Below are 26,724 nucleotides of genomic sequence, written 5' to 3'. Positions count from 1 at the left end.
GTACTTGCCCCTTCTGCCTACCCCAATTTGGCGGCGATACGATCAGCTTCCATTATACCCGAGTTCATAGCCCCTTGAAACCCGCCCCCAGGCTGTGTCCACGCCCCTACCAATGACAGACGGTCTACTGCTGATTTGTGCTTCAGTCTTTTTATGCCGGACTGGCGGACCGTTTGTGCGTAGCCATAAACGGCCCCGTCGGGATTAGCGGTATAACGCTGCATCGTGCGCGGTGTGCCCAACTCGGCCACCACTACCTTGCTGCGAAAACCAGGATACAGCTGTTCTAGGCATCCCAGTATCTGCTCTGTCACGGCTTCTTTTTTGGCTTTATATTCGGGACGTGCGGCAGGCCAGTTCTCCAATCTGTCCAAAAATGTAATTGCAATGACACCCTTCCCCGGTTCATTGAGCTTAGGGTCCATAGCGTTATAATTGGTGAGCATCCAGTTGCCTTTGGTATACTGGCCGCTCATCATAACTTCATAATCTGTTTCCGAATCCGGCTCATTACGTAGGATTAAGTCTTCTTCGGTGATACCAAGCTCATGGGGTTCACATGATAATCCCAGATATAGCTGGGTGAGAGATATGCCAGTCTCCAAACTGCTGACAGCTTCCAGCTCACGACGGGCAGCATCATAGTTTTCCAGTAGGCGGCCATAGGTATGATGGGGACTGATACCAGACACAATCCAGTTGGCTTTATATACATCCCCTTTTTTCAGACGGACACCAGCTGCTTTACCGCGTTCGAGCATAATCTCAGACACCTGACTGCGCAGGTGAACTTCTCCTCCCGCTGACTTAATAGCGTCAACCAGTGCATTGGATAAAGCCTGTGCGCCTCCCTCAATGTAATACGTCCCCTCCAAATGATAGCCGATCCAGGGAATGAAAAAATACAAGGCCGCAAGCCGTTTTGGAGGCAATCCATAATAGGCCCACAACGCGGTGAAAAATTCCGTGAATCGGTCAGACAACCCGAACTGGCTTACAGCTTCCCAGGTAGTCATCTGCGTCCAGCGGAAGAAGGTTCCTGCTTTGAGCAGGCCAGCCGCCCTGCGCCAGGAAGTGAGGGAAGAAAAAGCAGAGAAGCCTGTTTCAAAACGGCGAATGCCCGCGAATAGACTATCGATGGCTGCCACCTCAGCAGGAAACATGTTTTTGAGGAGCTGCACATACTCCTGAACATCGGACGGAATATCAATGGTCTGCCCTTCCCAACGAATGGAGTAAGGGTGCTTTTTGCGGAGAGGAACAATTCGCTGGTCCGCATTACAGTCCTTTAACATCCGACCGAAGCTGCCTTCCCCGAGTCCACCGACACCATGCAAGGAGACATCAAAAGTGTAGCCCTTTCTTGTAAATTCAGTTGCGAAACCGCCAGGCAGAGTGTGGCTCTCAAAAACAGCTGTTCGGTAACCGAGCGCGGAGAGTCTTGCTGCACAGGACAAGCCACCCAGTCCTGCACCGATGACAATAGCATCGTATTGATTCATGATTTCATCTCCTTTATTAACATTGTTATATAAGTTAACGGTGTTAAGTTAAGAAGATTATATACCACAACATTCCCGTTGGAAAGCCTCGGTTTCTTATCTTCCTGTCATAGACGAATACAATCTTTTCGATCTATCTATTTGCTGATTACAAATCTCTTCAATGGATTTTTGCAAAATTCTAAGTTGCGAAAGTAGAATTTTTTATAAAAAACATCCAAAATTGTAGCGCTTTCACTTGTCAGATTCCAATGAAGGTGCTATCCTTCAAGTGGGATTGTTACTGAAAAGGCAAAACCCGAGTACACTTGTGTACCCGGAGTTTGCCTTTTTTTTGATTTGTATGAATTCCACAGCAAACAGTCAACCATCCCGAACATGTAGTAAGCGCTTTAAAAAATGACACCAAAGGAGATTAATCTCATGCAAAGAAGACGTTTTGCCCTTGTTTTATTATCTTTCGTGTTCCTGCTTACGATCTTTTTCCCATCCTCCAGCTCTGCCGCAGCAGCCGATGTCCCAGCGCCACAGGCTACCCTGCTTACTCAGGTACAGCCCTTGGGCGAAGTCGTTTCTGCTGTTGTACTGAAATACAGCACCCATATTGACGGGGCATCCTTATCCACTTCCAGCTTTCAGGTTCAATCTGTACTCAATGATGTATATACAGACAGAACCGTAACCGGTGTATATACCAATGATACTGGAGCCATCACCAACCGCAGTACTCATGGTAAATATGTCGTGATTGAGCTGGATACGCAAGATAAAAATGCAAGTACCCTTACTTACGATGCAACAAGCGCAGTTAACCGCATCAACACGTTGAATTATACGATTAGTCAAAAGAAAGATATTGCAACTTCAAAGAAAATAGTTATCCCAGCCTCTGCACAGATTGTAAAAGCAACGGATAAAATTACACCGATCGTGGACGATTTCCAAAAAAACACCTTTGAAAATAAAGAAGGCTTCAAGCTGAACTACTTTACGTTTGAGCCTAAAGTAGAGCCCGGCAAAACCTACCCTCTGGTTGTGTTTCTGCACGGAAACGGCGAACGTGGTGACGGAAACGGAGTAAACCTGCTGGCAAATGCCGGAGCTGTTACTTGGGCTTCTCCTGAGCAGCAAGCCAAACACCCATCCTTCGTAATCGCTCCACAAAGCCCGATTGACCTGGAGCATAAATTCATTTGGGCGGATGAGCCACGCAACAGCGCTGTAGCCGATTTGGTACGTGAAACGGCGTTAAAATACCCGATCGATACCAACCGAATCTATATTGTTGGTATTTCTCAAGGAGCTATGGGAACGTGGAGATTGTTGGAAAAAAATCTTGACTTGTTCGCCGCAGGTGTACCGATTGCCGGTTTGACCAACTATGAAAAAGCCGTTAACATGTATGCGCCTGTTGAACCTACACACGTCGAAGTATTGAAAAACGTTCCTATTTGGGCCTTCCATGCTGCAGACGACACCACTGTAAGTCCTAAAAACTCGCAAGAAATGGTCGCTGCCATTAAAGCACAAAACGGAAACCTCATTCACTTCACTGAATACGAAGCAGGGATTATCAAACCTACAGGACACTTCTCCTGGGTTCCGGCTCTGCAAAATCAGGATATGATTGAATGGCTGTTTGCACAAAAGAAATAAATGTAGTTTTTGTATTAAAACCGAACTTAAAAGTTTCATATTGTGCCACTACGCAGTCGGATAGTGCTTCCCATCGCCACCGCCCCCGGATTTCTTGAACAAAGCCTTTTATAGAGTAGTAATCCGGGGACAAAAGCGATCGCTTCGCTTGTACAGCACTATTCCGTCTACTCCATTTTTATGTTCATTTTAAGTTTGTTTTTTTATATCTCCAAATAATGCGCCAGAACGGTTCGATACCCGTCTGGCGCTTTTTTATATCATTCAAAAAAAGGCACCTGCCTTCCTGTGTACCACCATCAGGAAAGCAGGTGCAATATCAAAACGAGGAGACTGAAAAATTTGACACTGGTATTGCCATTTGCAGTTAACTTGGAACCTGCTACTTCGCGCGTTTCGCAGCTTTGATCGTTTTCAAAGCTCGTCTGCGAGTTACCTTGTTCGGACTCCGAAGCTGTCTTCTGGCAGTTGCCACATCTGCTTTAGCCATGTGCACATCACCATCCTATTCACTTAGGCTCATATTGGGAGCATGCACCTAAAGACTGTTAGTAATGATTATGATTCTCATTATCATTTAAGATTATATAATGAAATCTACTAGCATGCAAGAGCTTTTGGGTAGAGTATGTATCTTTATTAGGACGGTGTTCATTTCACCCTTTTACGCTTCTGTGTTACATTATATAAGTAAAACGAGAACAAAAATTCGAATCAGATTTACGTTCGTCATTTTCATAGTCCTTTATTCCGAACTAAATCAAAGTCTATATCTTCCCGACATGTGTTCCATAACAATTCATCTGTAAGAAAACTTAATGCATCCATGTTGCGCAATCGTTCGACCAACTCAGTAATCACATCTATGTCTTCACGTTGTACATGCCTTGCAAGAGTGAATTCCTCCCGTGTCACCATCAACATATAGATGCGAATGATTTCTTTCCTTTTTTACATGTCGAAGAGTAAGCACGCTATTGTCGATCATCATGACGTAACGGTCCTTGATCAGATAGCCTTCAAAAAGCTCATACATATGCGGAAGATCACAGGGACCAGACCAAGAATGACACTTACTTTTTCAAAATTACTTTTGTTCATTTAGATTTAGCTCCCTTCACATCTATTAAAACGGTCTTTACTAAAGATTAGATTTGTAAATTTTATAACTTTTAAAGATTAACCTTTGTAGTTATTTTATATCCTTTGAAGATAAACTTCAATAGTTAATGTTATTTCTATTTAAATTTCTATAATGAGGTGTATGTATGGGAATTGTTTTTAAACTTGAAGAATTACTTCGAGAAATCGGGATTACTAAAAACGCTCTCGCTCGTGAGGCAAAAATCAGGCCTAATACCATCTATGAGATGTGTAACAATACATCCAAGCGAATCGAATTTAAAACATTTAATACCGTGATGGAAACACTGATTCGGCTCTCTGGTCGTCCATTAACTCTACATGATGTTCTCGAATATATACCTGAAAATGAACTAGAGAAACACTAATTCATTCACAGAATAGTCCGCTGCACCTTATATCTCTGCCCCTGGCAGGGATATTTTTTCCCTTGTTATTTAGCATAATTGTTATCATTATTTCAGAGTACGTGTAACTAGAATCTATACTGATAAAGGAGTATTTTTCAGAAGCAAAAATACGTCCGGCTACCGTAATAGATATGGTAAATGGCAAAACCAAAAGACTTGAACTGGAAACACTAGTCCATATACTTGATGCTTTGAATAGATTTGCCCGCCAACGAAGATTTACAAGGGCTATTACTCTCGCTGATATTATAGAATACATTCCTGAAGATGGAATTGAGAGACAGTGAGACTGTAACATGAGAATGAGGATTACTATTAGCCCAGTGGGCATTTCCATGACAAAATAAGAGGTTGCTAAGGCCCTCTTTTCCCCATATTAAAGAAGCGTTGGGCTTGTTGTCCCAACGCTTCTTTATGGTAAAACAACAACTTATACTATGATTAATCCACTTTGCCGCCCTCTACAACCAATTGATCTGTAAAGCCTTCTCCATAAACAGAGGTCAATGTGTCCTTGTAGGCTTGATGCACAAAGTTTTCCTTGCCTAATGTAGCCAGCTCATTGTTGATCCAGTCTAACAACTCCTTATTTCCCTTTGCTACTGCGGGTGCAATTGTATCTTGACCACCAAAGGCCGGGATGGTTACGGTAAAGCCGGGGTTGGCCTTGGCCCAGGCGATCAGCTCTGTATTATCGTTGGCAATGGCGGCACCGCGTTTGTCTTTGAGGGCTGAGAAGATTTCTGTGTATTGATCGAATTTAAGCAGCTTGATGTCAGGATAATTTTTCGTGAAATAGGTTTCAGCCGTCGTTCCCTTTGCGACAATCAGCTTCTGGTCCGAATTCTTTAATTGGTCAATCGTGGTGATTGGAGCGCTGTCAGGTGACACAATGCCAAAGGATAATTTCATATATGGATTGGCAAAATCGACTTTTTCTTTACGCTCATCCGTCACCGTAAAGTTAGCCATGATGATATCTACCTTGTTGGATTCCAAATAGGCGACCCGGCTGGCAGCATCCACCAGGACAAATTCCACCTTGGACTCGTCACCCAAGAGATCTTTGGCAAACCGCTTCGCAATGTAAACGTCAAAGCCTTGATTCTTCCCTTCCGAATCCACGTAGCCAAAAGGCGGCTTATCTGCAAATACACCAATTCGAATCTTGCCATTCTTTTTAATGTCCTCAATCGAAGCAAATTTAGCCGAGCCTGAACTACCGTTGGTATTTCCGCCTCCTGCACATCCCGCCAAACCAACAAGCAGCAAGCTTAAAGCCAGTAATAACGTCGTGAACTTCATTCCTTTTCTCATCTGTATTCATCCCCCTGTTTATATCGTTTCGTACTGAAATATATCCAGAAAGTGCTGGGCACGCTCTGTTTCCGGTTGGGTAAAAAATTGCTGCGGTGTAGTCATTTCACATATCTGTCCTTGATCCATAAAAACGATACGATCTCCTACCGACTTGGCAAATCCCATTTCATGCGTCACGATAATCATGGTCATGCCCTGTTGTGCCAGCTCTCGCATGACATCCAGCACCTCTCTGACCATTTCCGGGTCCAAGGATGCGGTGACTTCATCAAAGAGCATAATTTCTGGGTTCATACACAGGGCGCGCACAATCGCAATCCGTTGCTTTTGCCCGCCTGATAATTGTCTCGGATACGCATCTTTGCGATCCAGCAGACCCACTCGCTCCAATAGCTGCTCCGCTTGCTCAAGTGCCTCCTGCTTGTTTCTCCGCTGAACTTTAAGCGGGCCGAGCAATATATTTTCTAAGACCGTCATATGCGGAAACAATTCGTAGTTCTGGAACACCATTCCGATATGCTGCCGCACCTCGCGCCAATTCACTTTCTTATCCGTCAGGTCCTGCCCTCTATAACGGATAGCTCCGCTCTGGACTGGTTCCAGACCATTGAGACATCGGAGGAGTGTGCTTTTTCCACATCCCGAAGGACCGAGAACGACCACGACTTCCCCCTTCGTTACATCCAGATTAATCTGTTGCAGTACTTTTCGGTCTTCGAAGCTTTTGTGCAGCCCTCGAATTTCGAGTAAAACCTCCACAGCCTCTCCCATGACACCCACCCCATCCTGCTAATTTTGCCATCTGCGTTCAAATCTTTTGGAAAGTCTGGATAACGGATAGCATACGAGAAAATACAATATGAAAATAAAGCCGTACACCCAGAAGGATGCCGAGGGCGCTTTGATTACACCGAGCTCAATAATCTGCTGTCCGACCTTGACCACTTCCACTACACCGATCAGCACCACTAATGAAGTGGTTTTGATCATCCGTGTCGCCAGATTAATAGAACCGGGAAGCATTCGGCGCACCGCCTGGGGAATGAGCACATGGCGGTATAACTGTCTATATGTCAGTCCCAGTGCCTGCCCGGATTCCACCTGATGCTTGGGCAGTGATTCCAATGCACCACGAACGATGTCACCAATCTCGGCCGCTCCCCACAGGCTGAATACGATAATTGCCGTCAATTCCCCGCTGATATTCACATTCAACAAAGGAGTAAATCCAAAATATACGACATACAACCACACCAGAATTGGAATAATGCGGAATGTCTCCAAATATAATTTCAGCACAAACCGAATCGGTCTTGATTTTAAGGTGCGCAGCAACCCCATCAAAATGCCTAATAGAGTACCGATAATAATGGAAAGTAGCGCAATCTCCAGCGTAACGAGTAATCCCCCTAATAGACGCTCGAAATTGGAACCTTCAAAGAGCACATTAATCCCCGAATTCAGCATATCGCACCTTCCTTTCCACCCACGTCAGCAGTATCGACAAAGGTAAAAGCAGGACGAGATATGCCAATACCAGCAGAATTAGTGATTCTGTTGTTTTGTAGTACATGCCGATCAGGTCTTTTGCCACATTCATCAGATCTAGTAAAGCAATGGCGCCAACAATGGAAGTCTCCTTGAGCAAAAAAATCGCATTCGCTCCCAGAGACGGAACGCTGATGGCAAAAGCCTGTGGCAAAATAACATATCTCGCCAGTTGTATCTTGGACAGCCCGAGACTCAGCCCGGATTCCGTCTGGGTTTTACTCACTGCTTCCATTCCCCCACGGAACGCCTCAGCCATATACCCCCCGCCCAAAAAGGTCATGCCCACAATGGCACACGTCATTTCGCTCATATGCAGACCTATTTTCGTAAACCCATAATACAGAAAATATAACTGTACAAGCAGCGGCGTATTTCGGGAAAGCTCAATATAGGCAACAATGATGCCGCTAATTCCCCTTACCTTGTAATACAGTACTGTGCTGCACAGCAAACCGACGACTAGTGAAAATAGAATAGCAAAAAAGGCGATCTTCAACGTCAGCCACATAGCTTCTCCATATAACGGCAAGCTCTCAACAATAAACTCCCAGTCTAAGTTCATATGTGCATACCTTTCGATTTTCAATTATTCCTATGTATTTGCTCTGCTTAATAACAATGATTGTATTCCTGCCCAATTATTACGTCAATACTTTGATGAAAATTTGTCATATTTATCTATGATTTAGGAAGAAAAGTGTTGTTTTCTTTCAGAAATAAATAAAAAAAGCTTGAAATGAATAAATTTCATTTCAAGCTTTGATTTATGCTATACGATTCATCACACGAGTGGCTCTGTAACTACAGGACCGCCGAGCTTCTCTATAATTAAACGGCTTTCCTCATTTAACCCTTGCAGGGTAATAGATTTGCCGGATTTCGTATACTTTTGCAGCACCTTGCCGATGGCAGTAACTGCGGAGTGATCCCAAATATGAGAATGGCTAAAGTCCACCACGACACGTTCTGGATCATCCGAAGGTTCGAAATGATCGACAAAATGAGTCGTTGAAGCAAAAAACATCGGACCCCTGACATGGTACACCTTCTCATCGTTGTTCTCCGTCGCGCTAATGCGAATTTTAGCCATTTTCCAGCCAAAATGCAGGGCACTCAGCAGTACGCCCACGATCACGCCCTTGGACAAATCATGCGTAGCCACCACGATGATCACCGTGACTACCATAATTAACGTATCTGCTTTCGGAACCTTGGCAATGTTTCGGAGCGATTTCCAATCCACGGTTCCGATACACACCATGAACATGACTCCCACCAATGCGCCCATTGGCACTTCCTTTACAACCCCGCCAAGCACAAGCAGCAGAAAGGCCAGAAACACCCCAGCCGTAAAAGTGGACAAACGCCCTCTTCCGCCTGAGCTGACATTAATGACGGATTGTCCGATCATGGCACAACCACCCATACCACCAAAAAAGCCATTTACAAAGTTGGCAATCCCTTGGCCGCGGGCTTCCCGGTTTTTATTGCTTTTCGTTTCGGTCATTTCATCCAAAATACTGGCTGTCAGCAGCGATTCCAGCAGTCCAACCAGTGCCATCGTAAAGGAATACGGCAGCAAAATCCGCAAAGTATGCCACGACCACTCAATTTGCGGCAAATGGAATGAAGGCAGCGAGCTGGTTAGCGTACCGATATCTCCTACCGTTTTCACATTCAATCCAAATACATACGTAATGATCGTCATAATGATGATTGCCGTCAATGGAGCAGGAATGCTTTTCACAAATCTCGGTAAAATATACACAATGAGCAGCGTCCCCGCTACCATCGCGTACATGATCCAATTAGCTCCATGAAAGTGGGTGAGTTGCGCCATAAAGACGAGGATCGCCAGCGCATTCACAAATCCGGTCATGACCGGCTGCGAAATAAAGCTTATAAAACGACCTATTTTCAATACACCCAGCAGCACTTGTATGATTCCTGCCAAAATGGTAGCTGCAAACAGATATTCCACGCCATGATCCTTCACCAGGCCAACGACCAGCACAGCTACAGCCCCGGTCGCTGCCGAGATCATCGCCGGACGTCCACCTGCAAAAGAGATGACAATTGCCATCGAGATGGAGGCGTACAGTCCGACCATGGGATTGACCCCTGCAATGATCGAGAAGGCAATCGCCTCGGGAATTAGTGCTAGCGCCACAGTCATGCCCGCAAGTATATCGGCCCGGATATTACCGAACCATTGTTGTCTAAGATTCATACTGTCTCGTTCCAGCCTCCTATATTTACAGAGAGTAGCGTGTTGACTCGCAACCCGTGTGTTTCGGGCATCCGTCCAGCTGCCAATCGCCAAGGCTCTCCTATCATTCAGCTCGTCTCTCTCAAACGAACCCGGTCCGTTACATTCAGTCCATCATTATAACGTAAGGAATTTGCAGAGACGAATGAGTTAAAAGGCTGTTTACAGAAAGAAATCATCTATTTCCTTGAAATATCGCCCAGTATCTTCATCTTATTCGTTTTCTTATATTTAAAATTTTCGCAATTACTAAGATTCTAACCTGCTAAAGTTTATCACCTTAACTTCATACTCAGACTCCGCGAACTGTAAATCTTGATCCGCCGTAACCAGTACCAATTGGTTTATAATAGCTGTCGCAAGAATCAATGCATCTGGGGTCTTGAGCTTTCTTGCAAACTTATCTTTTTGTTCTCTTCTGATACGCCCCGCTTTAACTGCGATCTCTGAATTAACTGCAATAAATTCCCCGCCAAGAAAAGGTATCGAATCTAAGTCAGTATCAGTGGGCAACCCGGCTATAAACTCGGACTGAGTTATAACAGAAAAGAAAATATTTTCTTTATCTTCCTCAGCTTGTCGTATCACTCTATCCAAAGATGAGTCAAGCCTATGAAGGGCAATAGCTGCATTCGTATCAAATAAATACCCCCTCTAATCCCAATCCTCTCTGGATTGTTTAACACTCTCTTCGATCTCAAGTAATTGCTCCTTACTTAGGCTGCCTCGGGAATTTAAAACAGCTTGCAACCCTTTCGGTAACGGGGACTCTAAATCAATAACCTCAGTTTCCCCCTGTTTATTTTCTATAGTAACTTTTGATGGTTCAAACCCAATATCACGAAGGAGACTTAGGAGACGTATTCGATGTATATCAGTTAATTTTTTTGCCACTAAAATCACTCCTTAGCAAAAGATTAGTTTCCAGTCATAGCTCGATTGATTCGTTTTCTTATATTTGAAATTTTCGCAATTCCTGTACAAGCTCCGATAGAGCTTCAGCAATCTCCGAGTCCGCATGGTGCTGAAGTAGGCTTTCAAAGTCAGGCAGTGCTTTCTTCAATAATCGATAGCTATAGTCATAATAACTCCAAAAAGCTACCGGATCATAACCGCGTGCTTCTTCCTCTTCCCACTCCAGTTCATCTTCTTCTGGATCGCTGTCTGCCGGCCATAGATATTTTTCGTCCAGCAGCATGGTTAGAGATTCCACAGACTTCTGTGAATCCTCCTGTGCATTTTCCATGTCCAATGCTCCAACAACCGCATGGTACAGTTCCAACTCACTCAGCGTGATATCATCCGAATTTCTCGTATGCATATTACGCAATAAGAAAAGTAACACCCATGGCGTAACCTGCCACAGTGTGCCTTGATGCTCTATCAGATCAGCAATTGCTGCGTACTCCCCGTTGGATATCAATTGTGGCAACTCCGTGCCCCTACCATAAGGAGTAATCAGGCGGTGCCATGGCACATCTGCAATTAGGAGATTATTCATCTTATGTGTATCCATAACCCCCTCCTTCCTGGTCGGTATCTAAAACCTTCCCGATTTAAAAATGGAATACAGTAAAAAGGCAACCATTAAGAGAGCTACAACAAAGCCGATTTCAATGGCAGGTACATTCCACAGCATGGTCGCCTGATGATTCAGCGATGAACCGATAATCAGTCCGACCATAATAATGCTGAACGCTAACAACACGATACTGAATGACAGGCGGTTGCTGATCTGATCCAGCCTGCGCAGAAGCATTTCCAGCTCCGGCACAGTAACCTCCAGCTTAAGCTTGCCCTTGCTGATAATCGAGGCCAAATGTCTCGCCTGTCCTGGCAGTTCCATCAGCGTCTCCACCAGCTCGGTTGCACCACCCAGCAGCTTGCCACGGATACGACGACCACTGAAGCGTTCCTTCAACAGCTTGTTACCAAAGGGCTCAGCCAAAGCAATAATACTGAGATCAGGGTCCAGATGCTCCACGACCCCCTCCAGTGTCAGCAACGCCTTGCCTAGCAACAGGACGTCCGACGGCAAACCAATCCGATGGCGCTGTGCTGCGCCAAACAGGTCGTTCAAAGCGTCACCAATACTGACCTGTGAGAAAGGAACGTCTGAGTAATCTTCGCGTATCTTGTCCAGATCGGCACGCAACGCATTCAGGTCAGTGTCTGGTTCGACCAGACCTAACCGTTCGATAGACCGAACCATGGCATCGGTATTTTTGCGCATCAGGGCAATAATGAGGGAAGCGAGATGATTCTTCATCTCTTCGCTCAGCCTTCCCGTCATACCAAAGTCCAAATAAGCGAGACTGCCATTTTTCAGAACGAGTAAATTCCCCGGATGGGGATCGGCATGAAAAAAACCCTCCATAAAAATTTGATGCAGCATGCTGTTCACCAGCCGCTGCGCCAGTTCTTTCAAGTTATATCCACGGCGTAATAGCTCTTCACGACTACCCAAGTGAGTTCCGTCTAGAAACTCCATGGTCAGTATACGGGAAGAGGTATGATCCCAGTATATTTTCGGAATATAGATATGTGGGTCCTGCTCAAATTGGAGCGCAATCTTCTCTGTGTTACGGGCTTCATGGTTGTAATCCAGCTCCTGAATGAGCGATCTCCCCAGCTCCTCTACCATCTGGCGAAGCTGATACCGCTCTACCCATTCCCAGCGCTTGGCTGCCATAGCGGTCAGTTCCCGCAAAATGTCCAAATCTCGCCGAATAATGCGATTAACGCCAGGACGCTGGATTTTAATGGCGACCATTTCGCCGCTGTGCAGCTTGCCCAAATGCACTTGCCCGATCGAAGCAGCGGCCAGCGGAACATCGTCAAAACGAACCAGTATGTCCTCTAATGACGTGTCCAGCTCCTGCTCTAGAATGCCACGCGCCGTTTCAGATGAAAACGGCGGTACCTGATCCTGAAGCTTAACCAGCTCACGGATAATAGGCTCCGGCAGCAGGTCAGCACGTGTGCTTGCCAACTGTCCAAGCTTGATGAATGCAGGCCCCAGATCCTCCAGCACAAGTCGAATCCGTTCACCTAGCGTTTTGGACTCGGGAGTTTCTCTCGTCAGCCACTTGCGAGGCAATGACAGCAGCTGGAACAGTCCCATTTCTTCCACCATATAGCCAAAGCCATGACGCGCCAGCGCCATGGCAATTTCCCGGTAACGACCGGCGTGCTTCATACGAACCGCCATTTTAATCCAGCCGGTTCGCTTCTTCAGCGTCGCTCGAACCCGTAAGCGCCGCCTTTTCTTTTTCCAGCTCCGCTACCTGTTTTTCCAACAATGCCACACGCTGCTCCAAACTTGTAACATCATTTTCGGTAGGTACTTCCAGCTCCTGCAAAATGCGGCTAACCTGTTCGCGGATCACTGTTTTGAATTGTCCCTGTTCCTCTGCCCCTCGTTCGATCAGACGATCGACCAGCGCTTTGGATTCCGAGGGCGCAAGTTCTCCCCGGTTTACGAGATCCTCGACGGCTTTCTCCACCTTTTCTTTGCTGACAACGGTGAGGCCCCACCCCAATGAGATGGCTTTTTTGAACAAATCGCTCATAATATATCCTCCCCTACCTGTGATTACCTATAGTATAACCTGAAAAGGGGAGCCGCATAAAGCTCGCAGCTCCCCTTCCTCAATGAATGGAATGATCTATGTTTAACCTGGAAAGCGTCCAGCCCACTTGGCAGCCTGAAGCAGCAGCTTGCGGTATCCCTCGTGCTGGAAGCTTGGCTGATTATGTCCAGGCATCAAATAGACGACCCGACCCAAGCCATAGGACAGTGACCATGCCGCCGGCCACCACTCGCCCTCGTGTTCATATTCCATCAGTAGTGTTTTTTCAGTGAATGGATCAAAGTCAAAACGATACGGTTCCTCTTGGATCTCAAACGGCTCGATTCCTTCCATAATCGGATGATCCGGCGCCGTTACTTTGAAGGAAAGTGGTCCGGCAGCCGGATGCCGCAAGAAACGCGCCCCCATTAATTGTGCAATCTCATACCGTCCTTGCAATGTGATTCCGTTATGCAGCACAAGCAATCCACCCCCGCCGCTAACATAGGACAGCAATCCTGCTGTTTGTTGAGGAGACAGAACCTCCTTGCGGCTATCACAGTACGAGATACATAGATCGAATGGGGTTAGATTTTCCTTGAGCAGCATTTTACGATTCTCACTGCATTGTACGGTCATCCAATCCTGTAAAATATGGCTAATCTCTTCGTCCACCCCTTGCAGCGGGTGAAACTCCGGATACGAATAATCTCCTAACAACAATGCTTTTCTTTTTTCCATGATAAATCCTCCTTGCCTGACTTGTATATAAGGACTTTAAAGGCGGGACCCGTGTCATTTATTCTTGTTTGTGGGGTCAAAACGCTCAGAAAATTCCGTTTGGCCCTCATCCATTTCCCATAACACCGCCATCATTGTCCGAGCTACGGCATATATAAATAATTCTACAGACGGCCTATTAAATCCTTTAGCAGAAGATTATAGCATATATGTTCGCTCGGGATAAACTTATTCAAAACTTATTCAAAATTTATAAATCTGAACGATGGCGATTCGGCCTGTTTATGGTATACTCGTAAGAAAAAAAGTGCGTCCATGCTTGATTAACAATAAAGGGCCGCTTTTTGTAAGAATTTATGCTTGCGGTTATAGAATTGATAAGAATTGCCTCAAACCTTATACATTCTATAAATCTTAAAAAACCGGGGAGGTTGCATGAATGAAAAGGACTGGAATGACCCGGCCCTTGGACAGCTTGGGGCGAATTGTGCTACCTAAAGAGTTGCGCATGACGATGGAGATTGACATCGGCGATCCATTAGAGTTTTTTATTGAAGACCAGACACTCATGCTCCGTAAGTACAAATCAACCAACTGTATATTTTGCGGTTCGGTTGATACCAACACCTACTTTAAAGATCAGTTTATCTGCGATGAATGTGCAGCCTCGATGAAAACGGAAGATTTACTTCCGGTCACAGCGACTGAAACCCATTCACCCCCACTTAAGCAAAATATGCATATGAAAAAAATTTATCAGCGCACAGATGTTATTTTGGAGAAAATGAGAGAGCTTATGGAAGAACATCCAGCATCTTCACAAAAACAACTCGCCTCCATGCTTGGTGTGAGTCAGGGAAGGATTTCCCAACTGAAAAAGCTCATGTAAGCGAATCACCAAAAAAGTAATGTATACGCTTCCAAACTATGTAAGGTTTAAGTCTATTGAAATTTAGAAAAGCCGGACCCTTTAGGGGAATCGGCTTTTTTTCGTTTTTATGAAGTAGTGGACTCGTTTGCAAAACTATTGACCGTAAGCCCGGCATTGTTCAACCCAGCGTGCTGCCGCTTTGGGAAGAGAAGCGAGATGAACATGCGTGTAGGCTGCCAAAAGGTTCCCTTTCGCATAGCCCTCGCTCTGGAGACCACGCATCCCCTTGGTTTGATAGGCATAGAAGTAGGGGGCGGATGATTCATCATAGTGCATGACAGAATAATGAAATTCATGTCCCCGAATTGTCTCTCCAGCCTCCAGCAGCAAGCAATCCTGCAAAGCGGTTGCTTCCCGGTATCCCAGTGCGGCCCGTTTCTCCTGCATGCGGACGTCCGACGGAATAACCCCGGCCATGTGATGGGCATTACCCATACGATCCGTAAGTGTCCGTGCCAGTACCATATAACCGCCGCATTCGGCGAATACTGGCATATCCCGGCTCACCGCGTTGCGGATATCTTCCAAAAAGCCTGTATTTGCAGCGATATCTGCGGCAAACTCTTCGGGGAAACCGCCGCCCAGATATAGGCCGCTTGCCTGCTCAGGTACGCGTTCTCCCGCCAGAGGACTGAAATAGACAATCTCCGCTCCCGCCTGACGTAGCAAATCCATATTTTCCGGGTAGTAAAAATTGAAAGCCGCGTCTCTGGCGACGGCGATGACGGGACGTTCCTCGGTATCAGCTTCATGCCCTGCTGATGGAAGCCAACCCGGGGAAAACAACGGTTGTGCGGGCAGAGACAACGGCGGAGCCGAATCTGCCAATGCCCGCAGTGCATCCAGATCCGTACCCGCGCGGATCAGCTCTGCCGCCCGTTGGAAAAGCGGCTCCAGCTCGCCGCGTTCCACAGCAGGCACTAATCCCAGATGACGCTCGGGAATATCCAGCCCGTCATCACGCTTTAACCAGCCGAGCACGGGGATGCCGCACTCCTGCTCAATCGCCTTTTTGACGATGCCATAGTGCCCTTGGCTACCGCAGCGATTCACAATTACGCCCACAATGCGCAGCTTGGGCTCCAAGCGCTGAAAGCCGAGCACAATAGCGGCGGCGCTTCGTGCCATACTGCGCACGTCGACCACCAGCAATACAGGGCTGTCCGTCAGCATGGCGATCTCAGCGGTCGAGCCGGTGTTGCTGAGCGGGTCCTTGCCGTCATACAGCCCCATGACGCCTTCAATCACGGAAATATCCGCGCCTTCAGAAGCACGGATAAAGATTTCACGCACCGTATCTGGTGAGGTCATCCATGAATCCAGATTACGGGAAGAAGTCCCGGTCGCGGCAGTATGATAGGTCGGATCAATATAATCCGGTCCGCACTTAAAACCCTGCACTCGCAGGCCGCTATCGGCGAACGCCTTCATCAGCCCGAGGGTAACCGTCGTTTTGCCTGCACCGCTGCCTGTGCCAGCAACAACAATACGGCTTCTGCGCGTAGCGGCAGATGGATCAGACTGTACAGCAGCCTGCTTCATGACGTCAGTCATAGGAAACCCGCGCTACAGACAACGTCATATTGCCGCTTTTTTTCTTCTCCAGCAGCCAATGGTCTGCACCAGAAGACAACAAGGCTGAAGGTTCACTGACCCCATATGCGCCAGTGTATTTGAAGACGGTTTCCGATGGATTGGGAAGCTGCACCGTATTCAGCTCTGACGGAGTATACGTCACCAGTTCCCAACCGTATTTGGCGCAAAGAGCAAGTAAGCCCTCTTCGTCCTTTTTCAGATCAATAGTGGCAATATTCCGTACGCTTTTCACGGACAAACGCAGCTCCTTCAAGGTGTCCAGCACACCCGCCTCCAGCTCCTCTAATGCAGTCCCACGGTTGCAGCCGATGCCAAGCACCAAGCTTTTCGGACGGTACAGCACGCCATTAGAAAGAAGCTGCTCCTCTTCCTCCGGCTCCAATAAACGGTCACTCACGACCAACGCGGCGTTAAATGGTTCTTGTAATGCTTCTGCCGTCGAAGCATATACCTTGATATGTCCAGGTACAGGCTTGTCATAACGCCACCAGTTCCGTTCGCCTGTCTCTTGTATGAGCGCAACAGGCTCCTCGTTCACAACAGCGGCGCTCACAGGAGTGGCCTTGTCGAAGCTATCGACCACCCATCCCAATTCCCGACCAAACATGTCCACCGGAATCGTGCCCTGCACGTCTGATGCAGTCGTGATTACAGCACGTGCGCCTAGTACAGTCGCTACATGGCGGGTCAATTCATTGGCGCCACCCAAATGGCCAGACAATACGCTAATGACATGCTCGCCTCGATCATCAATGACAACTACCGCTGGGTCTACCTTTTTATCCACCAAAATTGGTGCAATCATACGAACTACTGCACCGAGAGAAATAAACAAAATAATACCGTTATATTGTTTAAATAAATCCGGCAAAATCAGCTTGACTGAGCCTTCGAACAACTGAATGCCACGCTCCTGCTCGTCGCCACGCTCAAACTTGGACATGTAATACACATCCGTGCCCGGAAAGCTGGCTCCCAAATTGCGAACCATTTCCACTCCATGCTTCGTGATCGCCACAGCGGCAAATGGATTACTCACCGGACTTCACTCCCTTCCGGTAGCCATGGGTGAACGACTTGTCGTACAGCTTGGAACGATGCGCATCCTTGTCCACCAGTCCCGGGTCCAGCGCCCAGCCTGCCAGAATCATGGCATGCATCGTTATGCCTGCTGCACGCAGATCAGCTGGCAATTGGGCAAGCGTCGTGCGTACGATCTTTTGATCCGGCCAGGTCGCTCGCTGTACAACCGCTACAGGTGTGTCCTCGCTCCAGCCTGCCGCCAGAAACTCAACGACTACCTTCTTCGCCAGCGTTGCACTGAGGAATAAGGCCACTGTGCAGTGATGGGATGCCAAATCACGCAGCTTTTCCCGATCTGGTACAGGTGTACGGCCTTCGGCACGTGTCAGAATGACGGTCTGCGTCAGGTCAGGCACAGTTAGCTCTGCACCCAACACGGCCGCAGAAGCAAAGACCGAGCTGACGCCCGGCACGATTTCGTATGCTACTCCGCGCTGCTTCAGCAACACCATCTGCTCCAAAATGGCTCCGTACACTGCCGGATCGCCTGTATGTACGCGAGCTACACTGCGTCCAGCCTGCACAGCCTCGCTCATGATCTCGACCTGCCGCTCCAGGTCCATGCCTGAGCTTTGCAGTACCTGCGCCTCTGGTTTGGCCGTGGCAATCAACTCGTCGTTCACGAGTGAATCCGTGTACAATACCACATCGGCCGTGCGTAGAATCCGGGAGCCTTTGACAGTAATCAGCTCCGGGTCGCCGGGACCTGCTCCTACAATATATACTTTGGGCTCCAACGTCATTTGCTCACCACCATTAAACTCAAATATTCAAGTTCCTGTCCGCGCAGCTCACGTGCGTTGCGCCATACCATTTCATAAGGAGAAGTGACCTTGGTAATGACAGAAGCACGGTCCCCAAGATGGAGTTCATCCAGCACATCCAAAATCAAATCCAGCACCTTGGCAACCTTGATAAACACGACCGTATCGTGATTCTCAATCGCCCGCTTCATCGCTTCCCGATCATCCGTAGCCGGAATAATACCGACCTGCTGATCTCCGTCTGCCAAAGGCAATTCCAGCGCTGCCGCCGCCCCCAACACAGACGAAATGCCCGGAATAGATACAATCGGCACCTCAGGATGGAGATCCTTCATGAGCCGTGCCAAATGAATAAAGGTACTGTACAGATTAGGGTCTCCCTCTGTGACAAAGGCTACATCCTTGCCTTGACTCAGTGCCTCCCAGCAAGCAACCACCGTTTTGTTCCATTCACGCTCCAGTACAACCGGGTCCTTGGTCATTGGAAAAATGAGTCCCAGCATCTCCTTTTCCTCCGGGTTGACGTACAACTCCACGATCTCGTGAGCATACGACTTACCTCCCCGGCGTTTCTTCGGATAAGCCACAACTGCACATTCCTGAATCATGCGATACGCCTTGACTGTAATCAGCTCGGGATCACCCGGCCCCACGCCTACGCCGTAAAGTGTTCCTGTTGCCGCTGTATTCATGCTGTCTCTCTCCCCCTCTTGAATTACCAGCTTACTCCCCTGAAACTTCATCAGCCACGTCCACCACCGGCTGTCCTGTAATAACATATATCGGATTGAGTCCATCAAAACGAGTCATATTCAAAATCGGCTTGCTACGCGCTGTTTGCAGTAACGTCACCGAAGTATCGAGTCCTGCTGCTTGCATCGCCTTCATACCGTCATGCAACGTCTCAATCGTTGCAGCATTCACTACAATTCGTCCATCCTTACGTAGACGGGAAGCACACAGACGAATCAGCTCAGCCAATTCTCCCCCGCTCCCACCGATAAACACCGCATCCGGGTCTGGCAGATCTTCCAATCCGGCAGGCGCTTTGGCATGAATGACCGGGAAATCGGTACGGAATTTGATTTTGTTTGCTTCGACATTAGCCAGATCGCCTTCATTCTTCTCAATGGCAAATACTTGCCCATACCTGGCCAGCCGCGCACATTCCACCGCTACAGAGCCGGAGCCTGCGCCGATATCCCATACGATGCTTCGTTCGGTCAGACGCAGCTCGGACAAGCTGAATACGCGTACTTCACGCTTCGTGATCAGCCCTTTTTCCGGCTTGCGCTGGTGAAATTCCGCATCCTCGAAGCCAAATCCCCGACGAATTGCAGGCACGTCTTCGCCCTTACGGCGGCGTAAAATAACCACATTCAATGGTTGGAACGTTCTCTGTGCCATCTCTTCCAGCGTATAATGCTGATACGCCTCATCCGGTCCGCCCAAATGCTCGCCGACAAAGGCATCATATTCCGTCATGCCATAATGCAGCAAATAGGCAGCGACTGTGGCGGGATGATTTCGGTCATCCGTCAGCAGCGCGACCTTGTTCTGTCCGTCGATCCGCTGCGCCAATCCGGTCATCGGACGGCCGTGTACGCTTTCCAGCACCGCATCCTGCCAGCTTTCACCGAGACGCGCAAACGCCAGCTGAACCGAGCTGAGATGCGGCAAAATATCCAGATGTTCAGCCCCCAGCTTGGCAGACAAATAACCTGCAATTCCAAAAAAAAGCGGATCGCCTGACGCAAGCACGACAATATCCTTGTCATTGCGCAACCGTCCCAATTCTTCTACCACGGCAGATAAGCCGCTCTTTAATGTTCGTTTTTCCCCTGCGAATGCCTTGAAAAAGGCTAGCTGGCGTTCTCCACCAACCAGCAGGTCGGCACGCTCAATGTGCTCCAGCGTCTCCTGCGACAGACCTGCCGCTCCATTTTCACCGATACCAATGACACGAATCACTCTACTCACCGACTCTCGCCCTCCCCAGCACGTTCCCTTTCATCGTTACCAGTACCATTTCCACGACAATTCCACCACCTGCATGGTCCAGACAATGCTGACATCCATAGGTACACAGCTTTTCAAAAAAGCTCAGCGCATTCGCTTCGGTCATCATATCTGCCACCTGCGTAGCTGTATTCGCCTCTGCCACTGCCGCTGCAAGCGACTCGTCCACACCTGCTTCACGCGCGACCTCAGCCAAAAAGCCAAAGTCCACCGGTGCGCTCTTGGAGTGAACCATCATGACACCTTGAGCTACCTTCGACAGCTTGCCGGGCATACCGACGAGAATAATCTTTTTCATTCCCAGCCGTTTCCCGTGCTTAATGGCAAAGCCGACAAAATCCCCCATCTGAATAAAGGCCTCTTCCGTCAGCTGATCGTACATTTGCATGGCATATTTTTCACTGCTGCCACCCGTGGTCAGGACTATTTCCTGGCAGTTCATCGCTTGCGCAACCGATATGGCCTGCACGACACTGGCTTTATAAGCTGACGTGGAAAACGGAACGACCACACCACGCGTGCCTAGTATGGAAATACCGCCAAGAATGCCAAGTCGCCCATTCAACGTTTTCTTGGCAATTTCTTCACCGTCCGGTACGCTGATGACGACACGGACACCTTTGGCCGATCCGTGCTCTTCAAGCACGCCTGTCACTGCCTCCGTAATCATCCGGCGCGGCACCGGATTAATCGCTGCTTCCCCGACAGGCACAGGCAGACCGGGCTTCGTTACCCGCCCCACGCCGATGCCACCGTCCAGCTCAATGCCCGGCTCCTCGCGCCAGCTAACAGAGGCGCTAATTCTCGCCTGATGCGTGGCATCTGGGTCATCGCCACCGTCCTTGATCGTCGTGCAGGAAGCTTCGTCCGCGTCCAACACAGGCTCAATCAGCTCAAACGCATGATCAAAGCCCGCGGGCAGCGATATCACTGCTTCCTTCGGCGGAATGCCCGTGATGAGCAGTTGTACCGCTCCTTTAGCCACTGCAGCCGCACAAGCTCCAGTCGTAAAGCCTGACCGCATTGGCTTGTCCGGTGCGGGAGCTTCACCGCTTTTCATCCGTTTGGGCCTGTCGACGGACGCCGCTTCCTTTTCCATGTCAATTCCTCCTTAACCTCTTCTGCTGATCATGTTCCAATTCATTTCATGATACAGCAAACGGACAACCGCATCTAGCGGACAGCCATTAAGGAGATCGCATTCAATGCTGCTACGACAATTGTACTGCCGCCCTTGCGTCCAATATTCGTAATGAACGGAATATCCAGCTTGCGCAGCTCGTCCTTGGATTCTGCCGCCGAGACGAAGCCTACGGGCATGCCAATTACCAGTCCGGGCTTAGCTGCTCCTTCTTTCACCAGACGAATTAACTCCAACAACGCTGTCGGTGCATTACCAATGGCATAGATACCGCCTTCGCCCGCCTGAATCGCTTTGCGCATCGAAATAATGGCGCGTGTCGTATTCAGCCTTTTCGCTTCTTCCATGACGTCAGGGTCAGATATGTACACATGCACATCCCCACCAAATTGACGGATACGATCCTTGCTCAGCCCAGCTTGAATCATTTGCACATCCGCCACTACCTGCTGTCCTGCGCGAATAGCTGCAACCCCGGCTTCAATCGCTTTTGGATGAAACACCATGCTGCGGCCCAGCTCAAAATCAGCAGATGCATGAATGACACGCTGTACAACGGGATATTGCTCTGCTGTAAAAGGATGCTCTCCCAGTTCTTCAGTGATCATCTCGAAGCTTTTGCCTTCAATCTCCTGCGGCTGTACCGTTAGCGGTTTGAAATCTGTTTTAAAATCCATCGTATCGACCACTCCCTTATGGAAAATTAGAAAATTAAATTAGCTTAGAACATTAAAGTTACCTATTGTTCCACTACGCAGTCGGATGGTGCTTCCCATCGCCACCGCCCCCGGATTCCTTGAATAAAACTTATGATCAGCGTAGAAATCCGGGGACAAAAGCGACCGCTACGCTTGTACAGCACCATTCCGACTACTCCGTTTTATATTCATTTTTCAAGTTCGTCTTATATAGGGAAAATAACATTCATGTTAAGGAGTTACAAACACCTCTACACAAAAACTGCACATTTTAAGATGACTATATTTTAAATACATGCCAGAAATCGTTCTGAATTCATCGGATTGACTGGACCGACCAACTTCATAGGCTTATGTCTTAAAGCACAGACTCCTCTTTGTCTATACGCAATGCGTCGATGACTCCGTCGAAATGATCAAATACTGTGCCAAATTCCACTTCCGGCCTGGAAATCAAAAGTACGTGAATCCCCAGCTCCAATGCAGATTGAACCTTTTCATCCACTGCTCCCGTGCGTCCGCTTTCCTTGGTGACCATCACGGTCGTGCCATAGTGCTTGTACAATGCTTCATTCATCTCGCGGGAAAAGGGTCCCTGCATGGCAATAATATTCTTTTGCTCCATGCCCAGTTCGCTACATTTCTCCATATTGTCCAAGCGCGGCAGCATGCGTGCAACCAGACGAATCTCCGGGTCTCCGAGTAAATGCTTGGTGAACGTGCCGAGCGTCTTACTGCCTGTCGTAAGCATTACAGAGCCTTTGAGTTGCTTCGCTTCTAATGCGGCCTCTTCATAGGAAGACACGATGTGGAGCAACGGATGATTGTCATATACCAGTCCCGTTCGCTCGTAGCGAATATAAGGAACTCCGGATACGCGAGCGGCTGTCATCGCATTCGCATGTGCTTCTTCTGCAAAAGGATGACTGGCATCAACGACGGCCAGTATTCCCTGCTCCCGAATCATTGCAGCCATTTCATCGGCTGTCATTCGTCCTGTACGTACGTCTAGTCCCACTTCGGACAAGCTGGCTGCCGCGCTTTCGGTTACGACCGAGGTCAATACGCTGAAGCCATTGTCACGGATTTGCAGCGCCAATTCCCGAGCGTCGCTCGTTCCGCATAGCATGAATATCATGAGCCCTTCACCTGCCCGCTTCCGTTCACTACAGATGGCGTATGTGAATGCTCGTGATGGTGATCATGGTCATCATGGCTGTGAGCATGGACATGCTCATGAGTGTGATCGTGGCTGTGTGTATGGTGATCATGATGATCGTGCTCATGTGCATGATGATGATGTTCATGGTCGTGCTCATGCTCATGATGGTGATCGTGGTCATGATCGTGGTGATGATGGTGGTGCTCCTGCGCCTCCAGACGGAACTGGCAGTTATCACAATTGGCCGTAACCTTGCCAAACAAGCCTTCCTTAGCTCGCTCCAGCACCAGTTCAATCAATTGGGGATGGAAACCAAAATATCCGCCCATCTCCACTTGTAATGTAGGGTGAGCCTCGGCAAATTCCTGGGTCATTTCTCCGATGCGCTTAATCAGCACACCCGTGAACAGAAAATAGGGAAGCACGATAATCTTTTTGGCCCCCAATCGTACACAACGCTCCAATCCATCGGGAAAAGAAGGCTGCGTCACACCGATAAAGCTGCTCTCTACCCACGTATAAGAAAGCTGCTCCCACAGCATACGGGTGATTTTGAAAAAGTCACTGTTCGCATCTGGATCGCTACTTCCGCGTCCTAACACAAGTACCGCCGTTTCTTCGTCGGATACCTCGGGAAATGCCTCTACAGCGCTATTCATTCCCGCTGGAATCGCAACCGGACGGGCCTCTTTCAAGCGGCTTTGCAGAATGCTGACGATTTTCTCGTGAACACCAATCGGGCGTCCGTATACAAATTCCACCTGCGGATATTTTGCTTTTGCCCGATCAATAGCCATCGGAATATCAATTTTGGCATGTACCGCTGCGAACAAGATAATCGGAATAAGAACGACACGCGTCGCCCCTTTCTCCACACATGTTTGCATCCCTTCAGCAATGCTGGGACGTGCCAACTCCAAGAAACAGGTTTCCACGCACATATCCGGTACCCGGTCTGCCACTGCCTGTGCAAATTCCAGCAGCTCCTGGTTCCCCTCCGGGTCCCGACTTCCATGTCCAACCAACAATATTGCATCCACTGCTGTTTTTTCCTCCTCTTTAATAGGGATAACCTGCATGACGCCCTATTTTATATATATGCTTGTATCCAGTTCATCAGGCCTTCATTCCATTAATCACCACAAACCGCATTCACTTCTACCGTTGCTGGTGCATCTTCATGCCGGAAACCCGCAACGACGCCTACACGTTTAAAAAATTTATGAAAACGCTCATTCGGATGCCCTTTTTCCTTATATTCAGCAATGACGTTCTCCACGATATCAGTAATCTGATCGCCCGGAATCCCTTCCGCTACGGGCTGAGCGGCATGAGCATTGCGACCGAATTTTTTGCCACCGAGGAAGAGGTCGTATCCTCCCTTGCGATAGACGATTCCGATATCCTCCAGCACCGCTCCATAGCAGGCCATACCGCATCCGTTCAAAGCAATACTCGTTTCCTTGGGTGCCTGTAATCCGCCAAGTACAACCTGTAGATGCTCAGCCACAGGCACAGCGTCATCCTTCTCCATATTGCAGAAGTCGCACGCCTTCACCTTAAACACATCGCCAATCGGCATGACAATGAATCGTTCATCCCGCAGCCGTCCGACCAGTTCCTCGGGGTCTGCACACGGCACGCGCAGCACGATCTGATGATCTGGCGTGTATTCCAGCTCGCCGTCATCACCCGCTACCTCGGCGAGCAGCGCCATCTGACGAGCGGTGAACTTCTTGTTTCCCACACCCGGGGAAACGCCCACCTCAAACAGCGCAGGCTTGCCAAAGCCGCCTGTCGCCATCCCGGACGCGGCCCCCGCTCCGGCCACCGCTAACGTTCCGGCGGTGCTCTCGGCGGTAGGCGCTTGCCCGCTCCAGCGAGCGTTGGCTGCGCCAGGCAGCTTGCCGCCTACAGCGAGGCGGCTTAGTGCCTCTGCCGCCAGCGATGCCGGGGCTGCGCCGGTTTGCACAGCAGTCGTTGCCTGCACGGCAGCCATCGCTTGCGGGCGTGCCTGCGTCGCAACCGCAGCGCCGCTCGCGGAGGGTCCAGCGGGCTTAGTCGGGGCTGCGCCTGCCTGCGGTGTATCCTCTTGTGCGCCCAGCGACCACGGCTCCGCTTCCGTGCGGAGACGCTGATGCGGCTTGAGTGCCTGCTCGGTCGCATCTAATGTGTATTTGCGCTGATATCCGCGCGGAGTCACGATCAAGCCGTCATACACCGTCGTCGAGGAATTGCCGATGATTACAGTCGTCAGCATCCCAATGTCATGGTTCAGCATATCTTCCAGCGTCGTTACAATAACTTGCTGACGTTCACGATAAGCACTTTTCACCAACCCGACTGGAGTTTGCGGATCGCGGTAACGCAGCAAAATGGACTGCGTCTCCACAATCTGGCGGGTACGCCGACCACTGCGCGGGTTGTATAATGCAATCACAAAATCGGCCGAAGCCGCTGCTTCTACGCGCTTCACAATCGTTTCCCATGGGGTCAGATGATCACTCAGACTGATCGTGCACGCATCATGCATAACTGGCGCCCCCAACAGTGATGCACAGGACTGAATAGCCGAGATCCCCGGTACGACTTCTACCTCAACCCCGTCCTCGCGTCGCCAGCCTTTTTGCATCAGCACCTCATACACCAGCCCTGCCATACCATAGACTCCCGCATCTCCACTGGAAATGACAGCTACCTTCTTGCCCATCTCTGCTTGGCGAACCGCCTCCTGTGCACGGCTCACTTCCTCTGTCATTCCTGTGCGTACAATCTCCTGTCCGTTCAACAACGGACGGATCAAATCAACGTAGGTATTGTAGCCGATAATGACCTCACTTTCGGCCAGCGCATCCAGCGCCCGTTTTGTGATATGTTCCATATCTCCTGGTCCAAATCCAATCACCAGCAATTTTCCTAATGGGCTCATCGTGCTCCTCCTATTCATCCTTTTCAGGGCAGCTATGCTATCTATTTCAATGATTTATGCACATCGTGTAACTCAAAAAAACCCCATCCTGCCCGGATGGGGTTTCTATGTACGCATCTCTCATCAGACGAACAAACAGCGTAAGAAGACACTATTTGTCTTCCTCCAGCCTGCCGTTGTTTTCCATCTGACTGTTTACGCTTCAAACGCTGCTGCACGTTCATATCCACGCAAACC

Annotated in this window: 25 protein-coding genes and 2 pseudogenes; 3 read left to right on the top strand and 24 right to left on the bottom strand. The window is 48.8% G+C overall.

Going from position 1 to position 26,724, the window contains the following annotated elements; translation table 11 throughout:
• Nucleotides 1-17: 17 nt before the first annotated feature.
• Nucleotides 18-1,502: a phytoene desaturase family protein gene (locus MKX59_RS02575; protein WP_071558112.1), complete on the bottom strand. Its 1,485-nt coding sequence runs from the start codon at nucleotides 1,500-1,502 to the stop codon at nucleotides 18-20.
• A gap of 423 nt (nucleotides 1,503-1,925) precedes the next feature.
• Here MKX59_RS02575 and MKX59_RS02570 point away from each other — a divergent pair, with 423 nt between their 5' ends.
• Nucleotides 1,926-3,158, top strand: coding sequence for a PHB depolymerase family esterase (locus tag MKX59_RS02570; RefSeq protein ID WP_071558111.1), 1,233 nt, complete (start codon nucleotides 1,926-1,928; stop codon nucleotides 3,156-3,158).
• A 382-nt stretch (nucleotides 3,159-3,540) separates the two neighbouring features.
• Here the strand turns inward: MKX59_RS02570 and MKX59_RS02565 are convergent, their stop codons facing one another.
• Together MKX59_RS02565 and MKX59_RS02560 are read right to left on the bottom strand one after the other, a co-directional pair.
• Nucleotides 3,541-3,648 (bottom strand): putative metal homeostasis protein, encoded by a 108-nt coding sequence (locus MKX59_RS02565; RefSeq protein WP_175405225.1) that lies wholly within the window; start codon nucleotides 3,646-3,648, stop codon nucleotides 3,541-3,543.
• Nucleotides 3,649-3,893: 245 nt separating this feature from the next.
• A pseudogene (locus tag MKX59_RS02560) lies at nucleotides 3,894-4,259 on the bottom strand (hypothetical protein).
• 167 nt (nucleotides 4,260-4,426) lie between these two features.
• On the opposite strand from MKX59_RS02560, the gene MKX59_RS02555 reads away from it, so the two are divergent.
• Complete coding sequence (locus MKX59_RS02555; RefSeq protein ID WP_023990771.1) at nucleotides 4,427-4,669, top strand: helix-turn-helix domain-containing protein; 243 nt, start codon at nucleotides 4,427-4,429, stop codon at nucleotides 4,667-4,669.
• A 483-nt stretch (nucleotides 4,670-5,152) separates the two neighbouring features.
• On the opposite strand, the gene MKX59_RS02550 is transcribed toward MKX59_RS02555, so the two are convergent.
• The 11 genes and pseudogenes from MKX59_RS02550 to MKX59_RS02500 form a co-directional block, all read right to left on the bottom strand.
• Nucleotides 5,153-6,028, bottom strand: a complete 876-nt coding sequence (locus tag MKX59_RS02550) for a cysteine ABC transporter substrate-binding protein (RefSeq protein ID WP_025721633.1) — start codon at nucleotides 6,026-6,028, stop codon at nucleotides 5,153-5,155.
• An 18-nt stretch (nucleotides 6,029-6,046) separates the two neighbouring features.
• On the bottom strand, nucleotides 6,047-6,802 hold the full coding sequence (locus MKX59_RS02545) for an amino acid ABC transporter ATP-binding protein (protein ID WP_025721631.1): 756 nt from the start codon (nucleotides 6,800-6,802) through the stop codon (nucleotides 6,047-6,049).
• A gap of 18 nt (nucleotides 6,803-6,820) precedes the next feature.
• Entirely contained in the window at nucleotides 6,821-7,498 is a 678-nt protein-coding gene (locus tag MKX59_RS02540) for an amino acid ABC transporter permease (RefSeq protein WP_023990775.1), read from the bottom strand.
• Nucleotides 7,479-8,144, bottom strand: a complete 666-nt coding sequence (locus MKX59_RS02535) for an amino acid ABC transporter permease (protein ID WP_023990776.1) — start codon at nucleotides 8,142-8,144, stop codon at nucleotides 7,479-7,481. Before MKX59_RS02535 ends, MKX59_RS02540 begins: the two co-directional genes overlap by 20 nt.
• Before the next feature lie 219 nt (nucleotides 8,145-8,363).
• The gene (locus MKX59_RS02530) at nucleotides 8,364-9,812 is read right to left on the bottom strand and encodes a SulP family inorganic anion transporter (RefSeq protein WP_028540738.1); all 1,449 of its coding nucleotides are present in this window, start codon (nucleotides 9,810-9,812) and stop codon (nucleotides 8,364-8,366) included.
• A gap of 288 nt (nucleotides 9,813-10,100) precedes the next feature.
• A pseudogene (locus MKX59_RS02525) lies at nucleotides 10,101-10,487 on the bottom strand (PIN domain-containing protein); the annotation flags it as partial.
• An 18-nt stretch (nucleotides 10,488-10,505) separates the two neighbouring features.
• On the bottom strand, nucleotides 10,506-10,745 hold the full coding sequence (locus MKX59_RS02520; RefSeq protein WP_016822811.1) for a hypothetical protein: 240 nt from the start codon (nucleotides 10,743-10,745) through the stop codon (nucleotides 10,506-10,508).
• Nucleotides 10,746-10,803: 58 nt separating this feature from the next.
• The gene (locus tag MKX59_RS02515; protein ID WP_340857532.1) at nucleotides 10,804-11,367 is read right to left on the bottom strand and encodes a hypothetical protein; all 564 of its coding nucleotides are present in this window, start codon (nucleotides 11,365-11,367) and stop codon (nucleotides 10,804-10,806) included.
• Nucleotides 11,368-11,391: 24 nt separating this feature from the next.
• A complete protein-coding gene (locus MKX59_RS02510) occupies nucleotides 11,392-13,062 on the bottom strand; it encodes an ABC1 kinase family protein (RefSeq protein ID WP_023990781.1) in 1,671 nt (556 codons plus the stop codon).
• A gap of 1 nt (nucleotide 13,063) precedes the next feature.
• Nucleotides 13,064-13,423 carry a phasin family protein gene (locus tag MKX59_RS02505; RefSeq protein ID WP_013312404.1) on the bottom strand — a complete coding sequence of 120 codons (360 nt, stop codon included), beginning with the start codon at nucleotides 13,421-13,423 and terminating at the stop codon, nucleotides 13,064-13,066.
• A 102-nt stretch (nucleotides 13,424-13,525) separates the two neighbouring features.
• Complete coding sequence (locus MKX59_RS02500) at nucleotides 13,526-14,164, bottom strand: ThuA domain-containing protein (RefSeq protein ID WP_023990782.1); 639 nt, start codon at nucleotides 14,162-14,164, stop codon at nucleotides 13,526-13,528.
• A 439-nt stretch (nucleotides 14,165-14,603) separates the two neighbouring features.
• On the opposite strand from MKX59_RS02500, the gene MKX59_RS02495 reads away from it, so the two are divergent.
• Nucleotides 14,604-15,053 carry an AbrB/MazE/SpoVT family DNA-binding domain-containing protein gene (locus tag MKX59_RS02495; RefSeq protein ID WP_075154870.1) on the top strand — a complete coding sequence of 150 codons (450 nt, stop codon included), beginning with the start codon at nucleotides 14,604-14,606 and terminating at the stop codon, nucleotides 15,051-15,053.
• 135 nt (nucleotides 15,054-15,188) lie between these two features.
• Here MKX59_RS02495 and MKX59_RS02490 read toward each other — a convergent pair whose 3' ends face one another.
• The 10 genes from MKX59_RS02490 to cobJ form a co-directional block, all read right to left on the bottom strand.
• The gene (locus MKX59_RS02490) at nucleotides 15,189-16,649 is read right to left on the bottom strand and encodes a cobyrinate a,c-diamide synthase (protein WP_075154871.1); all 1,461 of its coding nucleotides are present in this window, start codon (nucleotides 16,647-16,649) and stop codon (nucleotides 15,189-15,191) included.
• The gene (locus MKX59_RS02485) at nucleotides 16,642-17,730 is read right to left on the bottom strand and encodes a cobalt-precorrin 5A hydrolase (protein WP_023990785.1); all 1,089 of its coding nucleotides are present in this window, start codon (nucleotides 17,728-17,730) and stop codon (nucleotides 16,642-16,644) included. The genes MKX59_RS02490 and MKX59_RS02485 overlap by 8 nt, the downstream gene beginning before the upstream one ends.
• Entirely contained in the window at nucleotides 17,723-18,517 is a 795-nt protein-coding gene (gene cobM, locus MKX59_RS02480; RefSeq protein ID WP_053326306.1) for a precorrin-4 C(11)-methyltransferase, read from the bottom strand. The genes MKX59_RS02485 and cobM overlap by 8 nt, the downstream gene beginning before the upstream one ends.
• Nucleotides 18,514-19,230, bottom strand: a complete 717-nt coding sequence (gene cobI, locus MKX59_RS02475; RefSeq protein ID WP_023990787.1) for a precorrin-2 C(20)-methyltransferase — start codon at nucleotides 19,228-19,230, stop codon at nucleotides 18,514-18,516. The genes cobM and cobI overlap by 4 nt, the downstream gene beginning before the upstream one ends.
• Before the next feature lie 31 nt (nucleotides 19,231-19,261).
• A complete protein-coding gene (gene cbiE, locus MKX59_RS02470; RefSeq protein WP_023990788.1) occupies nucleotides 19,262-20,518 on the bottom strand; it encodes a precorrin-6y C5,15-methyltransferase (decarboxylating) subunit CbiE in 1,257 nt (418 codons plus the stop codon).
• Complete coding sequence (locus MKX59_RS02465) at nucleotides 20,511-21,656, bottom strand: cobalt-precorrin-5B (C(1))-methyltransferase (protein ID WP_023990789.1); 1,146 nt, start codon at nucleotides 21,654-21,656, stop codon at nucleotides 20,511-20,513. The genes cbiE and MKX59_RS02465 overlap by 8 nt, the downstream gene beginning before the upstream one ends.
• 74 nt (nucleotides 21,657-21,730) lie before the next feature.
• Nucleotides 21,731-22,375 carry a precorrin-8X methylmutase gene (locus MKX59_RS02460; protein ID WP_013312413.1) on the bottom strand — a complete coding sequence of 215 codons (645 nt, stop codon included), beginning with the start codon at nucleotides 22,373-22,375 and terminating at the stop codon, nucleotides 21,731-21,733.
• Nucleotides 22,376-22,754: 379 nt separating this feature from the next.
• Nucleotides 22,755-23,534, bottom strand: coding sequence for a precorrin-6A reductase (gene cobK / locus MKX59_RS02455; RefSeq protein ID WP_023990790.1), 780 nt, complete (start codon nucleotides 23,532-23,534; stop codon nucleotides 22,755-22,757).
• On the bottom strand, nucleotides 23,531-24,598 hold the full coding sequence (locus tag MKX59_RS02450; protein WP_023990791.1) for a sirohydrochlorin chelatase: 1,068 nt from the start codon (nucleotides 24,596-24,598) through the stop codon (nucleotides 23,531-23,533). The genes cobK and MKX59_RS02450 overlap by 4 nt, the downstream gene beginning before the upstream one ends.
• A 92-nt stretch (nucleotides 24,599-24,690) precedes the next feature.
• On the bottom strand, nucleotides 24,691-26,487 hold the full coding sequence (gene cobJ, locus MKX59_RS02445) for a precorrin-3B C(17)-methyltransferase (protein ID WP_028540743.1): 1,797 nt from the start codon (nucleotides 26,485-26,487) through the stop codon (nucleotides 24,691-24,693).
• Nucleotides 26,488-26,724 lie beyond the last annotated feature (237 nt).

The organism is Paenibacillus sp. FSL R7-0340, from assembly GCF_038002205.1.
GTDB classification, from domain to species: Bacteria; Bacillota; Bacilli; order Paenibacillales; family Paenibacillaceae; genus Paenibacillus; species Paenibacillus polymyxa_B.
This window is presented reverse-complemented; position numbering and strand designations above follow the sequence as displayed.